The organism is Cytobacillus praedii (assembly GCF_001439605.1).
Lineage (GTDB): Bacteria > Bacillota > Bacilli > Bacillales > Cytobacillaceae > Cytobacillus > Cytobacillus praedii.
Genome location: NZ_LMBX01000006.1, coordinates 19,484 through 36,096 on the forward strand (window position 1 = coordinate 19,484; position 16,613 = coordinate 36,096).

Genomic DNA, 16,613 nt, shown 5'->3' on the forward strand with positions numbered 1-16,613 from the left:
TGGTAAAAGAAAAGCGAGTGAAGAAAAATGGAAATTTTTCTTCACTCGCTTTAACTCACCTATTTATATTTCCTTCATAATCTTTTTAAACACTTCATTCTTATCAAAGTCTTCTCCCATTGGGAATTTTTTAATAAATTTATTGTTCTCATCAAGTAAGAAAACAAAAGTACTATGAACATAGAAGCCATCACCAGGATCGCGATACTGAAATTGGAACGTTTCTGCTAATTCCCGAATTTCTTTTTGATCTTGTTTCATATTATCCTGATCTCCAGTCAATAACGTCCAATTGCCATCGTCCTCAATGTCAAAGGTTTTCATATACTTGGCCATTCTCTCTGGTGTATCCCGATATGGATCGATACTTACAGATATAAATTCAACATTCTTCCCAAAAACACCTTCAGCAACTAAATCGTTTTTCAAAAGGTTCATTCTTTGAGTTGTTGTCGGACAAATATCTGGGCAATGTGTGTACATAAATTCAACGAGCTTTAACTTTTTCTCAGACTTAGAAAATTCATACTTCTCATTATGCATGGTTACTAGTGAAATATTATCAGGAATCTTTGAAGTCATGTCACGAATGATAAAAAAGGAAATACCTGCGATAATTCCAAGTACAACAATAATTGAGCCTATCATATATATTTTTTTCATTATTAACCCTCCCTTTATAAGAATAATGAAAACTTACCAAAAATCCTATGGATAATCTGTGAACAAGTGATATCAATCATAGGTTTTCATTAAAGACTTCTATTTCAGGGGGAGTTTGAACATATCAAAAGGAGAAGGGGAAATGTTTGCGATCAAATTAAGCACAGAAATAGAAAAAAGGAACCATCGAGTTCCTTTTTTCTATTTCAATCATTTATTTCATGGAAATCCAAACGCTTTTCACTTCAGTATAGTTATTAAGTGCATAAGAACCCATTTCACGTCCCATTCCAGACTGTTTATACCCGCCAAATGGAGAAGCGGCATCAAAGGCATTATAACAATTCACCCATACTGTACCTGCTCGAAGCTTGCTTGCAACATAATGGGCATTAGCAATGTCACGTGTCCAAACACCAGCAGCTAATCCATACTCACTATTATTCGCACGGTTAATTAGTTCATCTAAATCCTCATATGGCAAAGCAGAGATGACAGGACCGAAAATCTCTTCTTTCGCAATCGTCATTTCATCCCGTACATCTGCAAAAATAGTAGGGGAGACAAAATATCCTTGCTCCTGTGGTTTTTCACCGCCAACAAGAAGCTGTGCACCTTCGCTGACACCCTTTTCAATATAGCCTAGTACCCGATTTTGCTGTTCAGTTGAAACGAGCGGGCCAATTTCAGTATCCGCATGAATCCCAGCACCTTGTTTAATATTCTTCGCATGACTAACCATATCAGCAACAACATTATCGAATTGTTTCTTTTGAATAAATACACGAGAACCAGCACAGCACACTTGGCCTTGATTAAACATGACGCCATTTAGAGCACCTGGAATTGCTTTAGTCAAATCTGCATCTGGGAGAATAATATTAGGTGATTTTCCTCCTAATTCAAGCGTAACTCTCTTTAATGATTTAGATGCTCTCTCCATAATCATTTTGCCGACTTCAGTTGAACCGGTAAATGCAATTTTGTCAACTAGCGGATGATCGACTAATGGCTGCCCAGCAGTTTCGCCAAATCCTGGTACAATATTCACTACACCAGCTGGGAAACCAGCTTCTTCAATTAATTCTGCCAAGTATAAAGCGGAAAGCGGTGTTTGCTCCGCAGGCTTCAATACCACTGTACATCCAGTCGCAAGAGCTGCACCTAATTTCCACATTGCCATTAGAAGAGGGAAGTTCCATGGAATAATTTGCCCAACAACACCTACAGCTTCATGACGTGTATAATTGAAAAATGGTCCGCTAACAGGAATGGTCTGTCCTACGATTTTCGTTGACCAGCCCGCATAATAACGCATATGCTCAACAGCGAGCGGAATATCCGCATTTGTTGTTTCACGAATAGGTTTCCCATTGTCTAATGTTTCCAATTGGGCTAATTCTGCACGATTTTCTTCCATTAAATCTGCAAGTTTATACATAAGTCTGCTTCTTTTCGAAGCACTCATCTTAGACCAAGGTCCTTCATCAAAGGCCTTTCTTGCAGCTTTCACAGCAAGATCGATATCCTCAGGCCCTGCCTCGAATACGTTAGCTAGCACTTCACCAGTAGCTGGATTATATGTTTCAAATGTTTTTTGAGACTTGCTTTCAACAAACTCTCCATTAATATATAGATGTTTTTTTCCACTCAGAAATTTTTCTACCTTTTCCTTTAAACTAACTGTTAACTGACTCATTTTACTCCTCCTTTAAAATAGTAATCTATGTATTTCATGTTGCTAGTTTAAGAAGTATGCTTTTGTGAACGCTTACAATACTATGTTAACACTATGAAAAATTGGTATTCAACGAATAATTAAACAAATATTCTGACAATAATCGACATACATCTTCTATAATTCTTTTATTTAATCAGCAAGAATATGTCAGAAAAATGGCAGGAGTTTGAACTAAAGGTGAACAATTTACCTGTCCGACCCGAAAAGCCTGTGTTGATGCTACTTCTCCTCTTTTTGAACATTCTGTGATTTGAGGAATATGTCACAGAACTACGATAAGGTAAAGAATACGATAAAGATAAGTATTTCCATTAATCGCTTAAAAGACCTGTATTCAAAGGGGGACTATGGAATGAAGGGTACAGGATTATTCAAACTATTGATTGGCGGGCTAGCGGCATATGAACTTCTCGGAATGATGAAGGCAGGAAATAAAACTGTTCTTCGGCCCCCAGGAGCAGTTGATGAAGATGAATTTCTTGCCCTTTGTGTTAGATGCGGGAAGTGCAATCAAGCATGTCCCTATAACTCTATCAAAATGGGAAATGAAAACTTTGGTTTTGGGATTGGAACTCCTTATATCGATGCAAGAGATAATCCGTGCCGCCTTTGTGATGATTTCCCTTGTGTTACCGTTTGCCCAACAAAAGCTCTAACAGGAATTAACAATGTATATGATGTGGAGATGGGCACAGCAGTTATTGATACGAAACACTGTATTGCTTATCAAGGTATGAGATGCGAAGTATGCTATCGTGAATGTCCTTTAATAGACGAAGCAATTAAACTAAATATTTATGTCAAACTAGATGACCCAACACACGCGGTCTTTGCACCTATTATAGATCCTGAAAAATGTGTTGGCTGTGGGATCTGCGAAGAAAGATGTGTTATAGATAATCCAGTTGCAATAAGAGTTAAACCTCGAGAAATAAAGGGATTATTTTAATAGCGGTTTTTAGTGGCGGAGAGCACACAGATTAGATACAAACTGCTCAACAAACTGAGCCACTTTAAATAGATAGATTAAGTCTCTTCATTTAAAAGGGAGGAAAGTAAGCTATGGAATTAACTAGAAGAACCTTGCTTAAAGCAACTGCAATCTCCATGACAATGGCTGTTGCTGGCTGTAAAAAGAAAGAGTCAAAACCTGCAGGAACAGAAGTGGCAATAGCAGGAGAATCAACAGAACCAGATGAATGGAAATCGACTGTTTGCCGATTCTGCGGTACAGGATGCGGTGTATTAGTAGGAATAAAAGATGGAAAAGTGGTAGCCACTAAGGGTGACCCAGATAACCGTTCGAGCAGAGGACTTAATTGTATTAAAGGTTTTTATGTAGGAAAAATTTTATTTGGCAAGGATCGCCTGACAAAACCGTTAATACGTGAAGACAAATCAAAAAAAGGCACAATGGAGGGCTTTAGAGAAGCCTCATGGGATGAAGCACTAGACTTGGTTGCTAAGAAATTAAAAGAAAATTATGATAAGGATCCAAAATCGATTGCATTCTGGGGATCAGGTCAGCAGACAATTATGGATGGCTATGTTTCTGTTAAACTTTGGAAAGCCGGCTTATTAAATAATAATATTGATCCGAATGCAAGACTATGTATGGCTAGTGCAGTTACTGGTTTTATGTCCACTTTCCAGTCGGACGAACCAATGGGCTCCTATAAAGATTTAGATGAAGCAGATGTTTTTGTTACATGGGGCGCCAATATGGCAGAGATGCATCCGGTTCTGTTTTCACGTTTAACCGCTAGGAAGCTAGCAAATCCTGGCGTTAAACTCTATGACATTACCACTAGACATTCTCGGACTTCAGAAGTTGCAGATTCTGTCTTAGTATTTAGACCACAATCAGATTTGGCCATTGCAAATGCCATTGCAAATTATCTCATTCAAAATAAAAAATATGATCAAAAATTCATAGATGAACATCTCCAATTTAAAGCAGGAACAGAGAATCTTGGTCACTCCTTTAAAGATGATTACGATGTAACGGAGGGAAAAGATGCTGATAAAGTTTGGACTATTACCTTTGAAGAATATAAACAGAGTGTAAGTACTTATACATTCGAAAAAGCCGCTGAAATTTCCGGCGTACCTGCTGCAGATATTGAATCGCTTGCGAAAGAATTTGCAGATCCAAATAAAAAAATCATGTCATTATGGACCATGGGAATGAATCAGCATACACGTGGGACATGGATAAATAACCTTGTCTATAATATTCATTTACTAACTGGAAAAATAAGCAAGCCAGGTAACGGACCGTTCTCATTGACAGGTCAGCCTAGTGCCTGTGGTACAGCAAGGGAAGTTGGTGTATTCTCACACAGACTCCCTTCGGATATGGTCGTAAGCAACCCAGAGCATAGAAGATATACAGAAATGATATGGAATCTTCCTGCTGGTTATCTTGACCCGATTGAGAAACCAGGGTTCCACACGGTTAAAATGTTTAGGGAATTGGGGAAAGGAAATGTCAAATTCCTATGGAGTATGTCCAATAACTGGGGACAGACGATGCCGAAGCTCAATCGTTATCGCGGGAAGGACGCTGATGGCAAGGGTGTTCTTGATGGATTTATTGTTGTTTCGGAAGTATATCCTACTAAATCGACTGAAATGGCAGATGTTGTTTTCCCAGCAGCTATGTGGGTAGAAAGGGAAGGGCAATTTGGCAATGCAGAAAGACGTACCTCAGTGTTTGAAAAATGCACAGAACCTCCAGGTGAAGCTAAATGGGATATCTGGACACTTGTGCAAGTAGCTAAACGTGTACTAGACGGCAAAATGATCGGCAACAAGGCAGCTTTCGATGTCCTCTTTGGTAATATTTGGGATTATGATAAAAATGATTTACTTGAAGATGGCCATGAAGTCAATAGCCGTCTGTGGGCTGAATATCGCTCTTTTACAAATCCTCATGAAAGTACAAACAAAGAAATTCAGGAACTCGGTAAAAAACTTAAATTAAAAGCAAAGCAAATGGCTCCATACGAGGAATATTTCAAACAGCATGGCATTTGCTGGCCTGTCCGTGAGGTAAATGGCAAGTGGGTAGAAACAAACTGGCGCTATGTCCATGGTAAACAGGAAGAAGGCTATGACCAATATGGTGTTGAAGAATTTGGAACAGTCGGAAAATATAAAGATATTGATTTCTATAAATCAGATGATCACCGTCCAAGCGTAATTTTCCGTCCATTTGAAGATGCTGCGGAAATTCCTGATGCCGACTACCCATTCTGGTTATGTACGGGACGTGTTCTAGAACACTGGCACAGCGGTTCAATGACACGACGTGTACCTGAACTCCATCGGGCCGTACCAGAAGCTTTTTGTGAGGTTCATCCTGAGGATGCCAAAGCATTAGGCATTCAAAACGGAGACTTGGTCAAGGTAATATCAAGACGAGGAGAAGTAGAAGTAAAAGCCACAACGAAAGGAAGAGGAAATCCCCCAAAGGGACTCTTATATGTGCCATTTTTTGCTGAGGAAACTTTAATCAATCTCGTCACGTTAGATTGCTATTGTCCGATTTCAAAACAGCCTGATTATAAAAAATGTGCAGTTAAAATTGTTAAGGCATAAAGAATGGGGGGAATATCATGAGAAGCAGAGAAATCCTATTTGTAGTTGCATTTATGCTAATCGTATCGATTGCAATTGGAGCAACAAAATTATCAACACCACAATCGGCAGAAACAGATGATCAAACTCCAAAAAAAGAGGACACAGTATCCATCCCTCAACTGGAAGAGGAAGGAAGAGAAGCTTCAGCAACGATGGTGCTCCTCGGTGCTCCACCAATGCAGCCTGCAGATCATATTGATCGCTGGAACCCCGAGGCTCATCATGAAAGCTGTATGACTTGTCATGCCGTACCAGAAACTGGGGCTCCTACGCCTCCGGCTAATCATTATTATGAGGAGAACACAAAAGGAACAATCTTTAGAGATAATTGCCAGCAATGCCATGCTACACAAAATGATAGTAAAACTGCGTTTAATGAAGAAGAATAGTTTTTAAAATTGATATAAGGTGCCAATGGTGTACACGTTTAATACTAACGTACATATAGAGAAGGAAAACGCCATTGGCAAAGGAGTGTACAAATATTGTTCCTATAAAGTTTTAATCATATGGAATGATAAAATTTCAAAAGAAAGCCGGGGATTTTTATGGTGGTATCAGGCATTTATATAGAAACAATTCCGGGTGGAGCCAATAAAGCTGCTGCGTTATTAAATGAAATAAATGGAGTTGAAGTTCATCATATAGAGGATAATTACAAAATAATTCTTACGATTGAAGCCGAAACCATTAATAAAAGTTACGAAATTGCTGAAACCTTCAAGCCTATTGATGGAGTTCTTACGATTTGTTTAGCCTACAGTAATTTTGAAGAGGAACCTGCTTATCAAGAAGCAGGTGTTGTCAGATGAATGAAAGAATAAACAGAAGGCAATTCTTATCTATTAATTTAGAGGCAACTGTTGGTTTTTTGGGGAACTTTCTCGGTACCCAATTGGATCAGGAAAGAGATTTTTTCAGACCTCCTGGTGCCCTAAATGAGCTTGAGTTTCTAACATCCTGCACGAGGTGCGGGAAATGTAAAGATCGTTGCCCAGAGGGAATTATCAATCTATTTACTTTATCGGATGGAGCTAAACTGATAAATACACCTTTCTTGAATCCGAATCAGAGCCCATGTACATTTTGTTTGGAATGTGTTGAGGTATGTCCAACTAATGCCTTAAGCAGAATAGGTTTACGTGAAGAACCTTCGATTGGAAAGGCAGAAATTATAACCAATCGCTGTCTAGCTTTTCAAGAGGTAATGTGTGATTATTGTGTCCGTTCCTGCCCGGTTAAAGGAGCAATTGTTTCACTGAATGGAATACCAAAGGTAATTGATGATAAATGTACAGGCTGCGGAATCTGTGTGGCAAACTGTATCTCTGAACAAAAAGGAATTGTCATCCAAACATTAGGTTAGGAATGAGCAGGATGAGAAATAAGGTATTTTCAATTCGAAAATGGACCATAGCTAGAAGGGTCACTCAATTCATCATTATCGCTCTTTTTTGCTCACCACTATTTTTGGTTGCAGTTGAGGGAGATAATTTTTTCTTTGGATCTTTAAGTTCCTCCACAATTATTGGGATTGTGCTATCAGATCCATTCGCCGCATTGCAAGTGATGATGGCATCGAAACAGATTCATTTTTCTTATTTAACTGGAGCACTGATTATTTTTTTGTTTTATTTAATTGTAAGAGGCAGAACATTTTGCAGCTGGATCTGTCCTGTTAATACTTTATTAGAGTTTACCGAAAAATTAAGAAGGTATACGAAGGTTCCAGATATAAAGTACAACAGGCATACAAAAAAACATTTAGCTATTGCCATATTACTTTTATCATTTCTTGTTGGGGTTCCAGTTTTTGAATTATTTTCTCCTATTGGATTTACTATGAGAAATGCTTTATTTACTTTCGGGATAGGCATTTGGATCATCGTAGCCATTGTTTTATTCGAACTTCTAATTTCCAAACGTGGGTGGTGCCGTTATTTCTGCCCTTTAGGAGGATTTTATCAAGCGATTGGAAAGGCCGGGATGTTCAATGTGAAATTTGATCATGATGCATGTGTTGGCTGTGATAAATGCCGCTCAGTCTGCTTTGCAGATCCAGTTATATTAGAACCTGGCATATTTCGAGAGAGTAAATTTGTTGTGTCTGGTGATTGCAGCCTCTGTGGAGCTTGTGTCGACCATTGTCCATTTGGTGCATTAAAAATTACCGCACAACTTCCAACTTCTCGATTTCAAGAAGATTTGGTGATAGAAAAGGAACTGATAGAGAGGGAAAGACTGGCAAAATGGTACAATATTAAAAATTAAACCTAAATAACAGGGCAAAGCCATTTGGTTTTGCCCTGTTTCTTCGTTGTAGACGATAAAAATGCAGTTTAGAAACCTTTTACTAAATGAATTAAATGTATCTTTTTGTCTGATTACTAGACTGTATATGGGGTGTATGTAATGTATAAAATGTTCATTTAAAAATCAAAAAAGGAAATTAGTTTTAATAATGAGGAGGAAAATCCACCTGTAATCCACGGCTTGGCTCAAGAATTTTTGTTTGCAGGTCTACCCTCCGTTATCCTTTTTATAGTACCAACATATGCTCTTATCATTTTTCAAGAAGGAGAGAGAGCACCAGGAATGCTTGGACTGTTTTTTTACGTTACTGGAATGGAAAGCGGAAAATAAAACGCCCCTTACCATTCCAGCAGCTTATTTGCACTTATTATATCTGTTGGGGATAGCTTACTTAACCGTGTACTTACACGTAGGAGAATAAAAATAAGGTAACAATTAAATTAATTATAAATAAAAATAAAAGAAAGCATGCTGACCAACTGAATCAGCATGCTTTCTAATTTACTATATAAACATTCCTGCAATAGCCGCACTTAATAAGGAGGCAAGTGCACCTGCAATTACTGCTTTGATTCCTAATTTAGCAATGTCACTTCTCCGTTCAGGAGCAAGATTTCCTAAGCCTCCGAGTAGAATAGCCATTGATGAAATATTCGCAAAGCCGCATAAAGCAAAACTAATAACAATCACTGACTTTGGAGACAAATTGCTGATTTCAGGTGCAAAAGAGGAGTAAGCTACAAATTCGTTTAACACTAATTTCTGTCCAATATACCCGCCAGCTTGTACAGCTTCATTCCATGGAACACCGATTGCAAATGCTATTGGCGAGAAAGCATAACCCAAGATCATTTCCAACGTTAAATGATCAATTCCAAAAAGGCCTCCCACAGCACCTATTATGCCATTGATTAACGCGACTAAAGCAATGAATGCCAACAGCATCGCACCGATATTCAAGGCAAGGGATAACCCTACGCTCGCACCGCGTGCTGCTGCGTCCACCACATTCACAGATTCTTTATCTTTTTCAATCGTAATATCATCTGTCGTTTCTGACTTTTCTGTTTCGGGCATCATCACTTTTGCCATGATTAACCCTGCAGGAGCTGCCATAAAACTTGCAGCAAGTAAGTATTCTAAAGGAACACCTAATAAAGCATATCCAACAAGAACAGAACCGGCAACAGAAGCAAGTCCCCCAGTCATTACTGCGAACAGTTCTGACATGGTCATTCTCGCCAAAAATGGACGAACGATTAATGGGGCTTCTGTTTGTCCAACAAAAATGTTTGCGGCAGCTGACATTGATTCAGCTTTACTTGTACCGAGTAATTTAGCTAATCCACCGCCAATAAATTTAATAATCACTTGCATAATCCCAAGATAGTACATAACAGAAATGAGCGAGGAGAAGAAAATTACTATCGGCAAAACCTGAAACGCAAAGATTGTCCCAATATTAGTACCCTCCGCAAACAATCCACCAAATAAGAAGTTTATTCCTTCATTGGCGTAGCCAACTACTGCATTTACCACATTTGTAAACTTCTCTAATGCCTTTTTTCCATACTCCCATTTAAGTACAATAACTGCAAACCCCACTTGAATAGCAAGTCCTGCAAGGATTGTTCGAATATTAATTGCCTTTCGATTGGAAGAGAAGAGAAGTGCGATGGCAAAGATCGTCGCAATTCCTAATAATCCCCAAATATAATTCATGAAACATACACCTCGTTATTAAAATATTGATCATAATGAAAACGCTTTTCATTTTAGCCAAAAATATATACCTCTCGTTAAAGAGGTATGAAAATAGACGTCAGACATCTTCTGTTTTCACCTTGATTATTCTAACATGAATTTACTTGCAGTAAAGTACTTTTCCTATGCTTTGTAGAGGTTAGAAGATTCATGCAATTGTAAACACATCACATTCTAAACAATTTACCATTAGAATTTCCCCAAAATTAAAAGAATCATACAAAAATATTTTGCTGAAATATAAAGATAATGACGTTTAGTTACTTTAAAGGTGATACAATATATTTTGCATTCTTTTTAAATACTAGAAATTTCAAACTAAATAATATGTGAGGATGAATAATGACAAAGGAAATAAAAAGAAATATTTGGACAATGCAATCATTTTATTTACTAACATTTTTTGGAACTGGAAGTTTATATCCTTTATTAAGTGTTTATTTAAGTGATGTTGAACATTTAAATGGTTATCAAATCGGGATAATTATGTCAATCAGTCCGATTGTCATGATATTTTTTCAGCCTATTTGGGGAATGGTCTCTGATAAATTAAACGCCCCTATTAAGATACTTACAATTGCCACACTAGTTGCTGGGATTTTAGGGCTAGGATACATCACCTTTAATGGATATTATTGGGTATTTATGACAGCTACATTCGTTGCCATTTTCCAAAGCGCCATTATACCAGTGTCAGATAGTTTATCCTTAAAATATACAAGTAAGGTCAAGGTGAATTATGGAAATATCCGCTTGTTTGGTTCTCTTGGCTTTGGTATTGCTGTTTTTATTATGGGAAGGCTATCAGAACTAGATCCAGAAATTATTTTCTATTCTTTTTTCATCTCTTTATTTTTGGCGAGTTTTCTTGCTTCTAGAATGCCGTTTGAAAAAAGTTCAAAAAATCAGAATCTCCTCGGAGGAGTAAAAGAGATTCTTTTTCACAAAAAATTTCTTGTCTTTCTTGGAATCACATTTTTAGTCTTTGGTCCAAACCTAGCTAACAATACATATTTTGGATTATTTATTGACGGGAGTGGAGGAACCTATACAGGTATCGGGATTGCTTTTTTACTCGCTGTTTTATCTGAAGTGCCTTTTATGAAGGTAGCTGCAAGCTGGATAAACCGGATTGGATTACTTCAGGTAGCGACTATTGCTGGAATCGTGTCCTTAGCAAGGTGGCTGCTTTATTTTACCGAGCCTGACCTTTGGATCATCTATGTTACTTCCATCTTACAGGGCTTCTCAATCGGTCTATTTATACCTGCAGGCTTACAGTATATTCGAGATATCACACCCGTCCATATAACAGCAACTGCGATTACGCTTTACTCTGCAATCGGAAATGGCCTAGGAAACTGGTTCTGTACATTTGTCGGAGGAATCATCTTTGAGGAATCTTCTATTTTTACCGTATACTTATTTTTTGCCATTCTGGCTTTTATTGGAATTTGTTTGAGTTTATGGTTAATTAAGGAGGAAAAAGGAAGATCTAAAATACATGTCACTAGTAAAATGAACCTTTAAAATATAAGCCCTCCAATATGGAGGGCTTATATTTTTAAATTCTAACTGAATTGACAAATACATAACAGTTCATAAAAGGGAAGAGCTAAAGTGGAAGGAGGGACTGCCATGGAAAGGAAGGAACATGTTAGTACAAAAATTGCCGAGAGGCACTATAAACCAGAAGATTATAAAAAAAAGGATCCATTATCTTCTGGTTTAGCAACTACTCATGAACAGGTAAGTGATGTATATACCGAAGGACAGGCAAATCCAGTAATTGAAGATGTAAATGGGAAAGATATTCCTATTAATAAAGGGGAATAAGAACAAAAAGAAGTTGCTAAGATGCAACTTCTTTTTGTTCTTATTTCTTTCTGTTGTCTAATCTCATAGCCAAAAGTTCTTTTACTTCATTGTAGGATAAACCTGAATTACGATTAAGCCGTTTAACCTCTTCGATATCAGTTCCTACAACTGTGTATTTTTTTGTTTTATTATTTTCCATTGTTATCCTCCTTATTCAATTAAACTCCTTAAACTTTTCGAAGGTTAAATCTTCCTTAACATGACCATACTAAGTAAGAAATGCGTCAGTGTCTTCGGAACCATCATCGTTACGGATCGTTCCTGTAAAGGTAATGCTGTAGCGCTAGTACTAGATATGAGGGGGCGTTAGCTATTTTTTTCAATCGAAAAAATCAAGATGATAAACCTGAAGTTGTCATGTTAGATACTGAAATCTATTCTTGCAGTCATAATGATTGTAATGGGTGGATGAGAAAAGAATTTGCTTCAGATGACTTAAAATGCCCTTTATGCGGAAATGATACGAATGCTGAAATGCGTGAACTTCCGCAAATTGAATAAGTGTTTTACAAAAAGACTGTTGAGGAGAAGTAGACAACAGTCTTTTTGTATCATTAAGAAAAATCATTTGAAAAGATATTGTGATTTAACCTTGTGCAGCATTGGTCAGCGTCCACTCAACTAGTAATGCTTTACCAATATTTTCACCGAATAAGCATTAGCTGTCGCTTTTATAGAGGAGGGGCATCCGTTATCTTAAAATCACCAGTCAATCCTTCCATAACGGGAAAAGATAGCTTTCAAAGAAGTTTAACTTGAGCTTGTGTGTAGAGAGCAAGTTGCTCGTATATGTGTTCGTTATAAGTTTTCATTTTGCTGACCGATTTCATTTTCACTAATAATAATATTTGCTGTCTCAATAGAATGGTGTTCGTTTAATGAATCGCCTCTATAATTGTTTTGATTAGGGTACTTCTCATCCTTGCTCATAATTCTATAATCATTGATTCCTTCATTTGTATTTTTTTGCTTCTTCAATTGAATTTCTCCTTTCTTTCTTATCAATAACATGACAATTATCTTGACCCCTTATTCATTTTTGAAAAAGAAAATCCCTCAGTGTGATGAGGGACTGTTGTATCCATATTCGTACGCTCTATTTTCAATCTGTTATTCCGCTTTTTTTGATAAGCATCGATCACATTCCAACATATATGTTTCAACATGTTCATGAACCTTTTGACCACATTCTGGACATACTTTACCTTGTATTCCTTTTGGTAATTCATTTGCCACATTAATCATAACTAGCCCTCCTTTTTATAATACAGATTATTCATTTCCTTATTGTTATAGTACAGTATACACGAAGATATCTGAAATGTGTACTCAAATTAAAAGTATTTTATAAAAATTAAATCGTTCATGCAATCATGAACAAAGGTCAGATTAATAAAGATATTTCTGTTTTCCACTTCCAACCACTTGTTATTTGGATTACAATCATACTTGTGATTATTTTTTTACGCCTTAAATAAAGGGGGCTTTTGGAACGTTTATGCTAGATATTTTACAATTGTTTAATCCAATGCTTATTTTTGTAGCGATGGTTCTTACATTTATCGCATCCTATACAGGTTTAGATTTATTTTCTCTTACAAGATCAACTGAAAGTAATAAAGGTTTTCTATTTTTAGGGGGAACATTTTCCCTAGGAGTAGGAATTTGGATTATGAATTTTATAGGGATGGTTGCCATTAATATGAATGGCTCAGCAACCTATCATATCCCTCTAACTGTTTTATCACTTGTTTTTGGCATTGCATTTACAGGCATGTCATTCTATTGTGTGATCGATATGAAACTTAAATTTCGCCAATTGCTGCTAGGCAGCTTTTTTATGACCATTGCGGTTTTGTCCATTCATATTACCGGCATGTATGCCATGAAAATGAATATCCATTATAATCCTGTCCTATTTTCAATATCTACACTTCTTATTTTTTGCTCTTTTGTATTTTCATATTGGATGCTATTTTATTCGAAAAGTTTTTCACGGTTTAATGAGATATGGATTATGCCAATTAGTTCACTAGTTATTACAGGTGCTATTATTGAAGGGTATTTGCTGCTGCTGCGAGCATCTTCCTCACTCAAAGCTTCAGGAACTTCCCAGCAAACGTCAAACCCAGAGACCTACCTGATTTATCTCGTCTTTTTTGTATCTATTCTTATCTTAAGCGGACTAATTGGTTCAAGAACGATTACAGGAAAGATGCTTGCTGTAAGCAACACTAATTTAAGCGATATTAAGTCTGCACTCGATGAATCATCAATCGTTACCATCACTGATCCGGATGGGAAAATAACCTATGTGAATGATAAATTTGTTGAAATCTCAAAATATGAAATGCATGAGGTGCTGGGAAAGACTCATAATCTATTAAATTCCGGGGTTCATTCTGCCCAGTTTTTCAAGGATCTATGGGATACAGTATCTTCTGGGGAAATTTGGAGAGGTGAAATATGTAATCGCTCGAAGGAAGGAAAACTGTATTGGGTAGAAACAACAATCGTGCCATTTCTCAATCGGGAAGGAGCACCTTATCAATTCGTTTCCATTCGTTCTGATATTACTGCCTTGAAAACAACCGAAAAGCATTTAAAGGAAACGTTAAAAGAAGTAAGTGATATTAAATTTGCCCTTGATCAATCTTCTATCGTTGCATTTACTGATGAAAAAGGAATCATTACAAATGTGAATGATCGGTTTTGTGAAATTTCGAAATATACTAGAGAAGAAATTATCGGACAGACACATTCTTTGCTAAATTCCATGCACCATACAAAAGAGTTTTTTCAAGAGCTATGGAAGACGATCGGACAAGGAAAGGTATGGAAGGGAGAAATACAAAATAAAGCGAAGGATGGTACGCTTTATTGGGTTGATACAACAATTGTTCCTTTTCTTAAAGAAAACGGGAAACCCTATCAGTATTTAGCGATTAGGAACGATATCACCGAAAGAAAGAAAAACGAGGAAATCATGCATCGTCAAGACAAGCTGGCAACTGTTGGACAGCTTGCAGCTGGTGTTGCACATGAAATCCGCAATCCATTAACTTCAATGAGAGGGTACACCGAATTCCTGCAATTAGATGAAACCAATAAAGAACGGCAAGAATATTTAGAGATCATTCTTGATGAAATCGATCGTGTAAATAATATTGTCGAAGATTTTATGATGCTTGCAAAACCAAAAGCGGTCGTATTAGAGGAAAAAAACATTATTCCTCTTATTAAAACAGTTCTTTCGTTATTTGAATTTGAAGCAAGAAAAAAGAATATTCATATTTACTTCGAATTTAACCAAGAGAATGTCATTGTTGATTGTGATGAAAACCGTTTGAAGCAGGTTCTTATTAATTTTGTAAAAAATGGAATCGACGCCATTCCCAATGGAGGAGAAATCAGAATACGTGTAAGGACTGTTGGTCAAAACGTCCATGTATCCATTCATGATACAGGGATTGGAATCCCAAAAGACAAACTGGAAAAAATAGGTGAACCATTTTTCACAACGAAAAAGAAGGGGAATGGACTTGGGTTGATGGTTAGCTTCCATATAATTGAAAGTCATAACGGCAAGGTTGATGTTGAAAGCGAACTCAATAAGGGTACAACATTCACAATTAAATTACCTGCCAAAACAGCCTCATAAAAGAGAAAAAGGAAGGAGCAGACCTTCCTTTTTCTCTTTTATCATTTTGTATGTCTATCTTCTTTCTCATTTTGATGAACAAAAAAGCTTTGAACAGGTTTTACTATTTTCTTGAAATTCTCGTCAACCCTTTGACTTATAAAGGAAGCGCGTTCATAAACAACTGTACGCAGATTTTCAAGCTGACGAATAATTTTCTGCGTCAATGCCTCTTGCTCGTCTAACCGTTCCATTACTGTGGAATGATAGACTTCCTGTATATCAAGCTGCTTCGTCATTTTATCATACTGTTCCTCTTGTTTTTCAAGTTGATCCAACATCTTGGTTGAAATTGATTCAAAATTAGTGATTTTTCCTGCAAGCAATTCAGTGGAATGGTGCTGTGTCGAAACTTGGTCTAATACCGCCTGGTTAATTAAATTCTCCCGTTCAATTAATTCAACAATTTGTTTATTACTATTTTCAAGCAGGTCAAGACGTTCGACCAGCAGCTTATTTTCGTCCTCTTGCTGTTCAATTGTCGTTAATAAATGGTTTATAAGCCCATTCTGATGTTCAAATTTGTTATTAAGTGTATTGAAATATTCATTTTGGTTCGCATGAACATTTTTAAATAAATGGCCGATACGCCTATTTAATTTTCCATAAGTCTCTGAAAGCTGATGGTTCACTTTCTGTTGATCCTCAAGAATATTTTGCAAATAATTATATCGAAAGGTTTCTTGGTTAGATGTTTCATTTATTTCATTCCTCTGAAATAGCTTTGGTTGAATGTCACGATTGGAAAACATCCCCTTACATTTCACTCCTTCCTATTCATACCGCATTAAGCAGTTCTTTTTTTATGTTATGTTATGTATGCAGACAAGAAATGGTTGCAAGATTGGGCGCTCAATTTGATTCAACAATAGTAAATTCCATCATTTTTACGGCAATGGAAAATTTTTG

The 16,613-nt window shown here is 36.9% G+C and carries 17 protein-coding genes; 10 read left to right on the forward strand and 7 right to left on the reverse strand.

Translation table 11 applies throughout. The features are described 5' to 3' along the window. Positions 1–63: 63 nt before the first annotated feature. Together ASU02_RS08205 and ASU02_RS08210 are read right to left on the reverse strand one after the other, a co-directional pair. Entirely contained in the window at positions 64–663 is a 600-nt protein-coding gene (locus ASU02_RS08205) for an SCO family protein (RefSeq protein WP_057762887.1), read from the reverse strand. A gap of 214 nt (positions 664–877) precedes the next feature. Then, positions 878–2,362: an aldehyde dehydrogenase family protein gene (locus ASU02_RS08210; RefSeq protein ID WP_057762889.1), complete on the reverse strand. Its 1,485-nt coding sequence runs from the start codon at positions 2,360–2,362 to the stop codon at positions 878–880. Positions 2,363–2,756: 394 nt separating this feature from the next. On the opposite strand from ASU02_RS08210, the gene ASU02_RS08215 reads away from it, so the two are divergent. The 6 genes from ASU02_RS08215 to ASU02_RS08240 all read left to right on the forward strand — a co-directional run bounded on the left by ASU02_RS08215 (position 2,757) and on the right by ASU02_RS08240 (position 8,320). Then, positions 2,757–3,353 (forward strand): 4Fe-4S dicluster domain-containing protein, encoded by a 597-nt coding sequence (locus ASU02_RS08215; RefSeq protein ID WP_057762891.1) that lies wholly within the window; start codon positions 2,757–2,759, stop codon positions 3,351–3,353. Positions 3,354–3,466: 113 nt separating this feature from the next. Next, complete coding sequence (gene napA, locus ASU02_RS08220; RefSeq protein WP_057762893.1) at positions 3,467–6,007, forward strand: nitrate reductase catalytic subunit NapA; 2,541 nt, start codon at positions 3,467–3,469, stop codon at positions 6,005–6,007. A gap of 17 nt (positions 6,008–6,024) precedes the next feature. Further along, positions 6,025–6,438 (forward strand): nitrate reductase cytochrome c-type subunit, encoded by a 414-nt coding sequence (locus ASU02_RS08225; protein ID WP_057762895.1) that lies wholly within the window; start codon positions 6,025–6,027, stop codon positions 6,436–6,438. 159 nt (positions 6,439–6,597) lie between these two features. Further along, complete coding sequence (locus ASU02_RS08230; protein WP_057762897.1) at positions 6,598–6,861, forward strand: chaperone NapD; 264 nt, start codon at positions 6,598–6,600, stop codon at positions 6,859–6,861. After that, positions 6,858–7,415, forward strand: a complete 558-nt coding sequence (locus ASU02_RS08235; RefSeq protein WP_057762899.1) for a 4Fe-4S dicluster domain-containing protein — start codon at positions 6,858–6,860, stop codon at positions 7,413–7,415. Before ASU02_RS08230 ends, ASU02_RS08235 begins: the two co-directional genes overlap by 4 nt. 11 nt (positions 7,416–7,426) lie before the next feature. Beyond that, positions 7,427–8,320 carry a NapH/MauN family ferredoxin-type protein gene (locus ASU02_RS08240; RefSeq protein ID WP_232426207.1) on the forward strand — a complete coding sequence of 298 codons (894 nt, stop codon included), beginning with the start codon at positions 7,427–7,429 and terminating at the stop codon, positions 8,318–8,320. A gap of 546 nt (positions 8,321–8,866) precedes the next feature. Here ASU02_RS08240 and ASU02_RS08245 read toward each other — a convergent pair. After that, positions 8,867–10,084 (reverse strand): NupC/NupG family nucleoside CNT transporter, encoded by a 1,218-nt coding sequence (locus ASU02_RS08245; RefSeq protein WP_057762904.1) that lies wholly within the window; start codon positions 10,082–10,084, stop codon positions 8,867–8,869. A gap of 384 nt (positions 10,085–10,468) precedes the next feature. On the opposite strand from ASU02_RS08245, the gene ASU02_RS08250 reads away from it, so the two are divergent. Both ASU02_RS08250 and ASU02_RS08255 read left to right on the forward strand, forming a co-directional pair. Continuing rightward, entirely contained in the window at positions 10,469–11,656 is a 1,188-nt protein-coding gene (locus tag ASU02_RS08250) for an MFS transporter (RefSeq protein ID WP_057762906.1), read from the forward strand. A gap of 108 nt (positions 11,657–11,764) precedes the next feature. Continuing rightward, complete coding sequence (locus ASU02_RS08255) at positions 11,765–11,962, forward strand: YozQ family protein (RefSeq protein WP_057762908.1); 198 nt, start codon at positions 11,765–11,767, stop codon at positions 11,960–11,962. A gap of 40 nt (positions 11,963–12,002) precedes the next feature. Here ASU02_RS08255 and ASU02_RS26640 read toward each other — a convergent pair whose 3' ends face one another. After that, complete coding sequence (locus ASU02_RS26640) at positions 12,003–12,143, reverse strand: hypothetical protein (RefSeq protein ID WP_057762910.1); 141 nt, start codon at positions 12,141–12,143, stop codon at positions 12,003–12,005. A gap of 173 nt (positions 12,144–12,316) precedes the next feature. Here ASU02_RS26640 and ASU02_RS25730 point away from each other — a divergent pair, with 173 nt between their 5' ends. After that, positions 12,317–12,505 (forward strand): cold-inducible protein YdjO-related protein, encoded by a 189-nt coding sequence (locus tag ASU02_RS25730; RefSeq protein WP_082631738.1) that lies wholly within the window; start codon positions 12,317–12,319, stop codon positions 12,503–12,505. Between the two features lie 297 nt (positions 12,506–12,802). Here the strand turns inward: ASU02_RS25730 and ASU02_RS08265 are convergent, their stop codons facing one another. Continuing rightward, positions 12,803–12,982, reverse strand: a complete 180-nt coding sequence (locus tag ASU02_RS08265; protein ID WP_157684499.1) for a hypothetical protein — start codon at positions 12,980–12,982, stop codon at positions 12,803–12,805. A 132-nt stretch (positions 12,983–13,114) separates the two neighbouring features. Beyond that, on the reverse strand, positions 13,115–13,249 hold the full coding sequence (gene yhfH, locus ASU02_RS25735) for a protein YhfH (protein WP_082631739.1): 135 nt from the start codon (positions 13,247–13,249) through the stop codon (positions 13,115–13,117). 253 nt (positions 13,250–13,502) lie between these two features. Here yhfH and ASU02_RS08270 point away from each other — a divergent pair, with 253 nt between their 5' ends. Continuing rightward, the gene (locus ASU02_RS08270; protein WP_057762914.1) at positions 13,503–15,665 is read left to right on the forward strand and encodes a PAS domain-containing protein; all 2,163 of its coding nucleotides are present in this window, start codon (positions 13,503–13,505) and stop codon (positions 15,663–15,665) included. Positions 15,666–15,706: 41 nt separating this feature from the next. Here the strand turns inward: ASU02_RS08270 and ASU02_RS08275 are convergent, their stop codons facing one another. Beyond that, positions 15,707–16,456, reverse strand: a complete 750-nt coding sequence (locus ASU02_RS08275) for a hypothetical protein (protein ID WP_057762916.1) — start codon at positions 16,454–16,456, stop codon at positions 15,707–15,709. Positions 16,457–16,613: the final 157 nt, after the last annotated feature.

Bases quoted from the DNA above. Each gene is read 5' to 3' on its own strand.
- ASU02_RS08245 (WP_057762904.1), bottom strand. From the start codon at position 10,084: ATGAATTATATTTGGGGATTATTAGGAATTGCGACGATCTTTGCCATC.
- ASU02_RS08275 (WP_057762916.1), bottom strand. From the start codon at position 16,456: ATGTTTTCCAATCGTGACATTCAACCAAAGCTATTTCAGAGGAATGAA.
- ASU02_RS08215 (WP_057762891.1), top strand. From the start codon at position 2,757: ATGAAGGGTACAGGATTATTCAAACTATTGATTGGCGGGCTAGCGGCA.
- ASU02_RS08240 (WP_232426207.1), top strand. From the start codon at position 7,427: ATGAGAAATAAGGTATTTTCAATTCGAAAATGGACCATAGCTAGAAGG.
- napA (WP_057762893.1), top strand. From the start codon at position 3,467: ATGGAATTAACTAGAAGAACCTTGCTTAAAGCAACTGCAATCTCCATG.
- ASU02_RS08210 (WP_057762889.1), bottom strand. From the start codon at position 2,362: ATGAGTCAGTTAACAGTTAGTTTAAAGGAAAAGGTAGAAAAATTTCTG.
- ASU02_RS08235 (WP_057762899.1), top strand. From the start codon at position 6,858: ATGAATGAAAGAATAAACAGAAGGCAATTCTTATCTATTAATTTAGAG.
- ASU02_RS26640 (WP_057762910.1), bottom strand. From the start codon at position 12,143: ATGGAAAATAATAAAACAAAAAAATACACAGTTGTAGGAACTGATATC.
- ASU02_RS08250 (WP_057762906.1), top strand. From the start codon at position 10,469: ATGACAAAGGAAATAAAAAGAAATATTTGGACAATGCAATCATTTTAT.
- ASU02_RS08230 (WP_057762897.1), top strand. From the start codon at position 6,598: ATGGTGGTATCAGGCATTTATATAGAAACAATTCCGGGTGGAGCCAAT.
- yhfH (WP_082631739.1), bottom strand. From the start codon at position 13,249: ATGATTAATGTGGCAAATGAATTACCAAAAGGAATACAAGGTAAAGTA.
- ASU02_RS08255 (WP_057762908.1), top strand. From the start codon at position 11,765: ATGGAAAGGAAGGAACATGTTAGTACAAAAATTGCCGAGAGGCACTAT.
- ASU02_RS08225 (WP_057762895.1), top strand. From the start codon at position 6,025: ATGAGAAGCAGAGAAATCCTATTTGTAGTTGCATTTATGCTAATCGTA.
- ASU02_RS08205 (WP_057762887.1), bottom strand. From the start codon at position 663: ATGAAAAAAATATATATGATAGGCTCAATTATTGTTGTACTTGGAATT.
- ASU02_RS08270 (WP_057762914.1), top strand. From the start codon at position 13,503: ATGCTAGATATTTTACAATTGTTTAATCCAATGCTTATTTTTGTAGCG.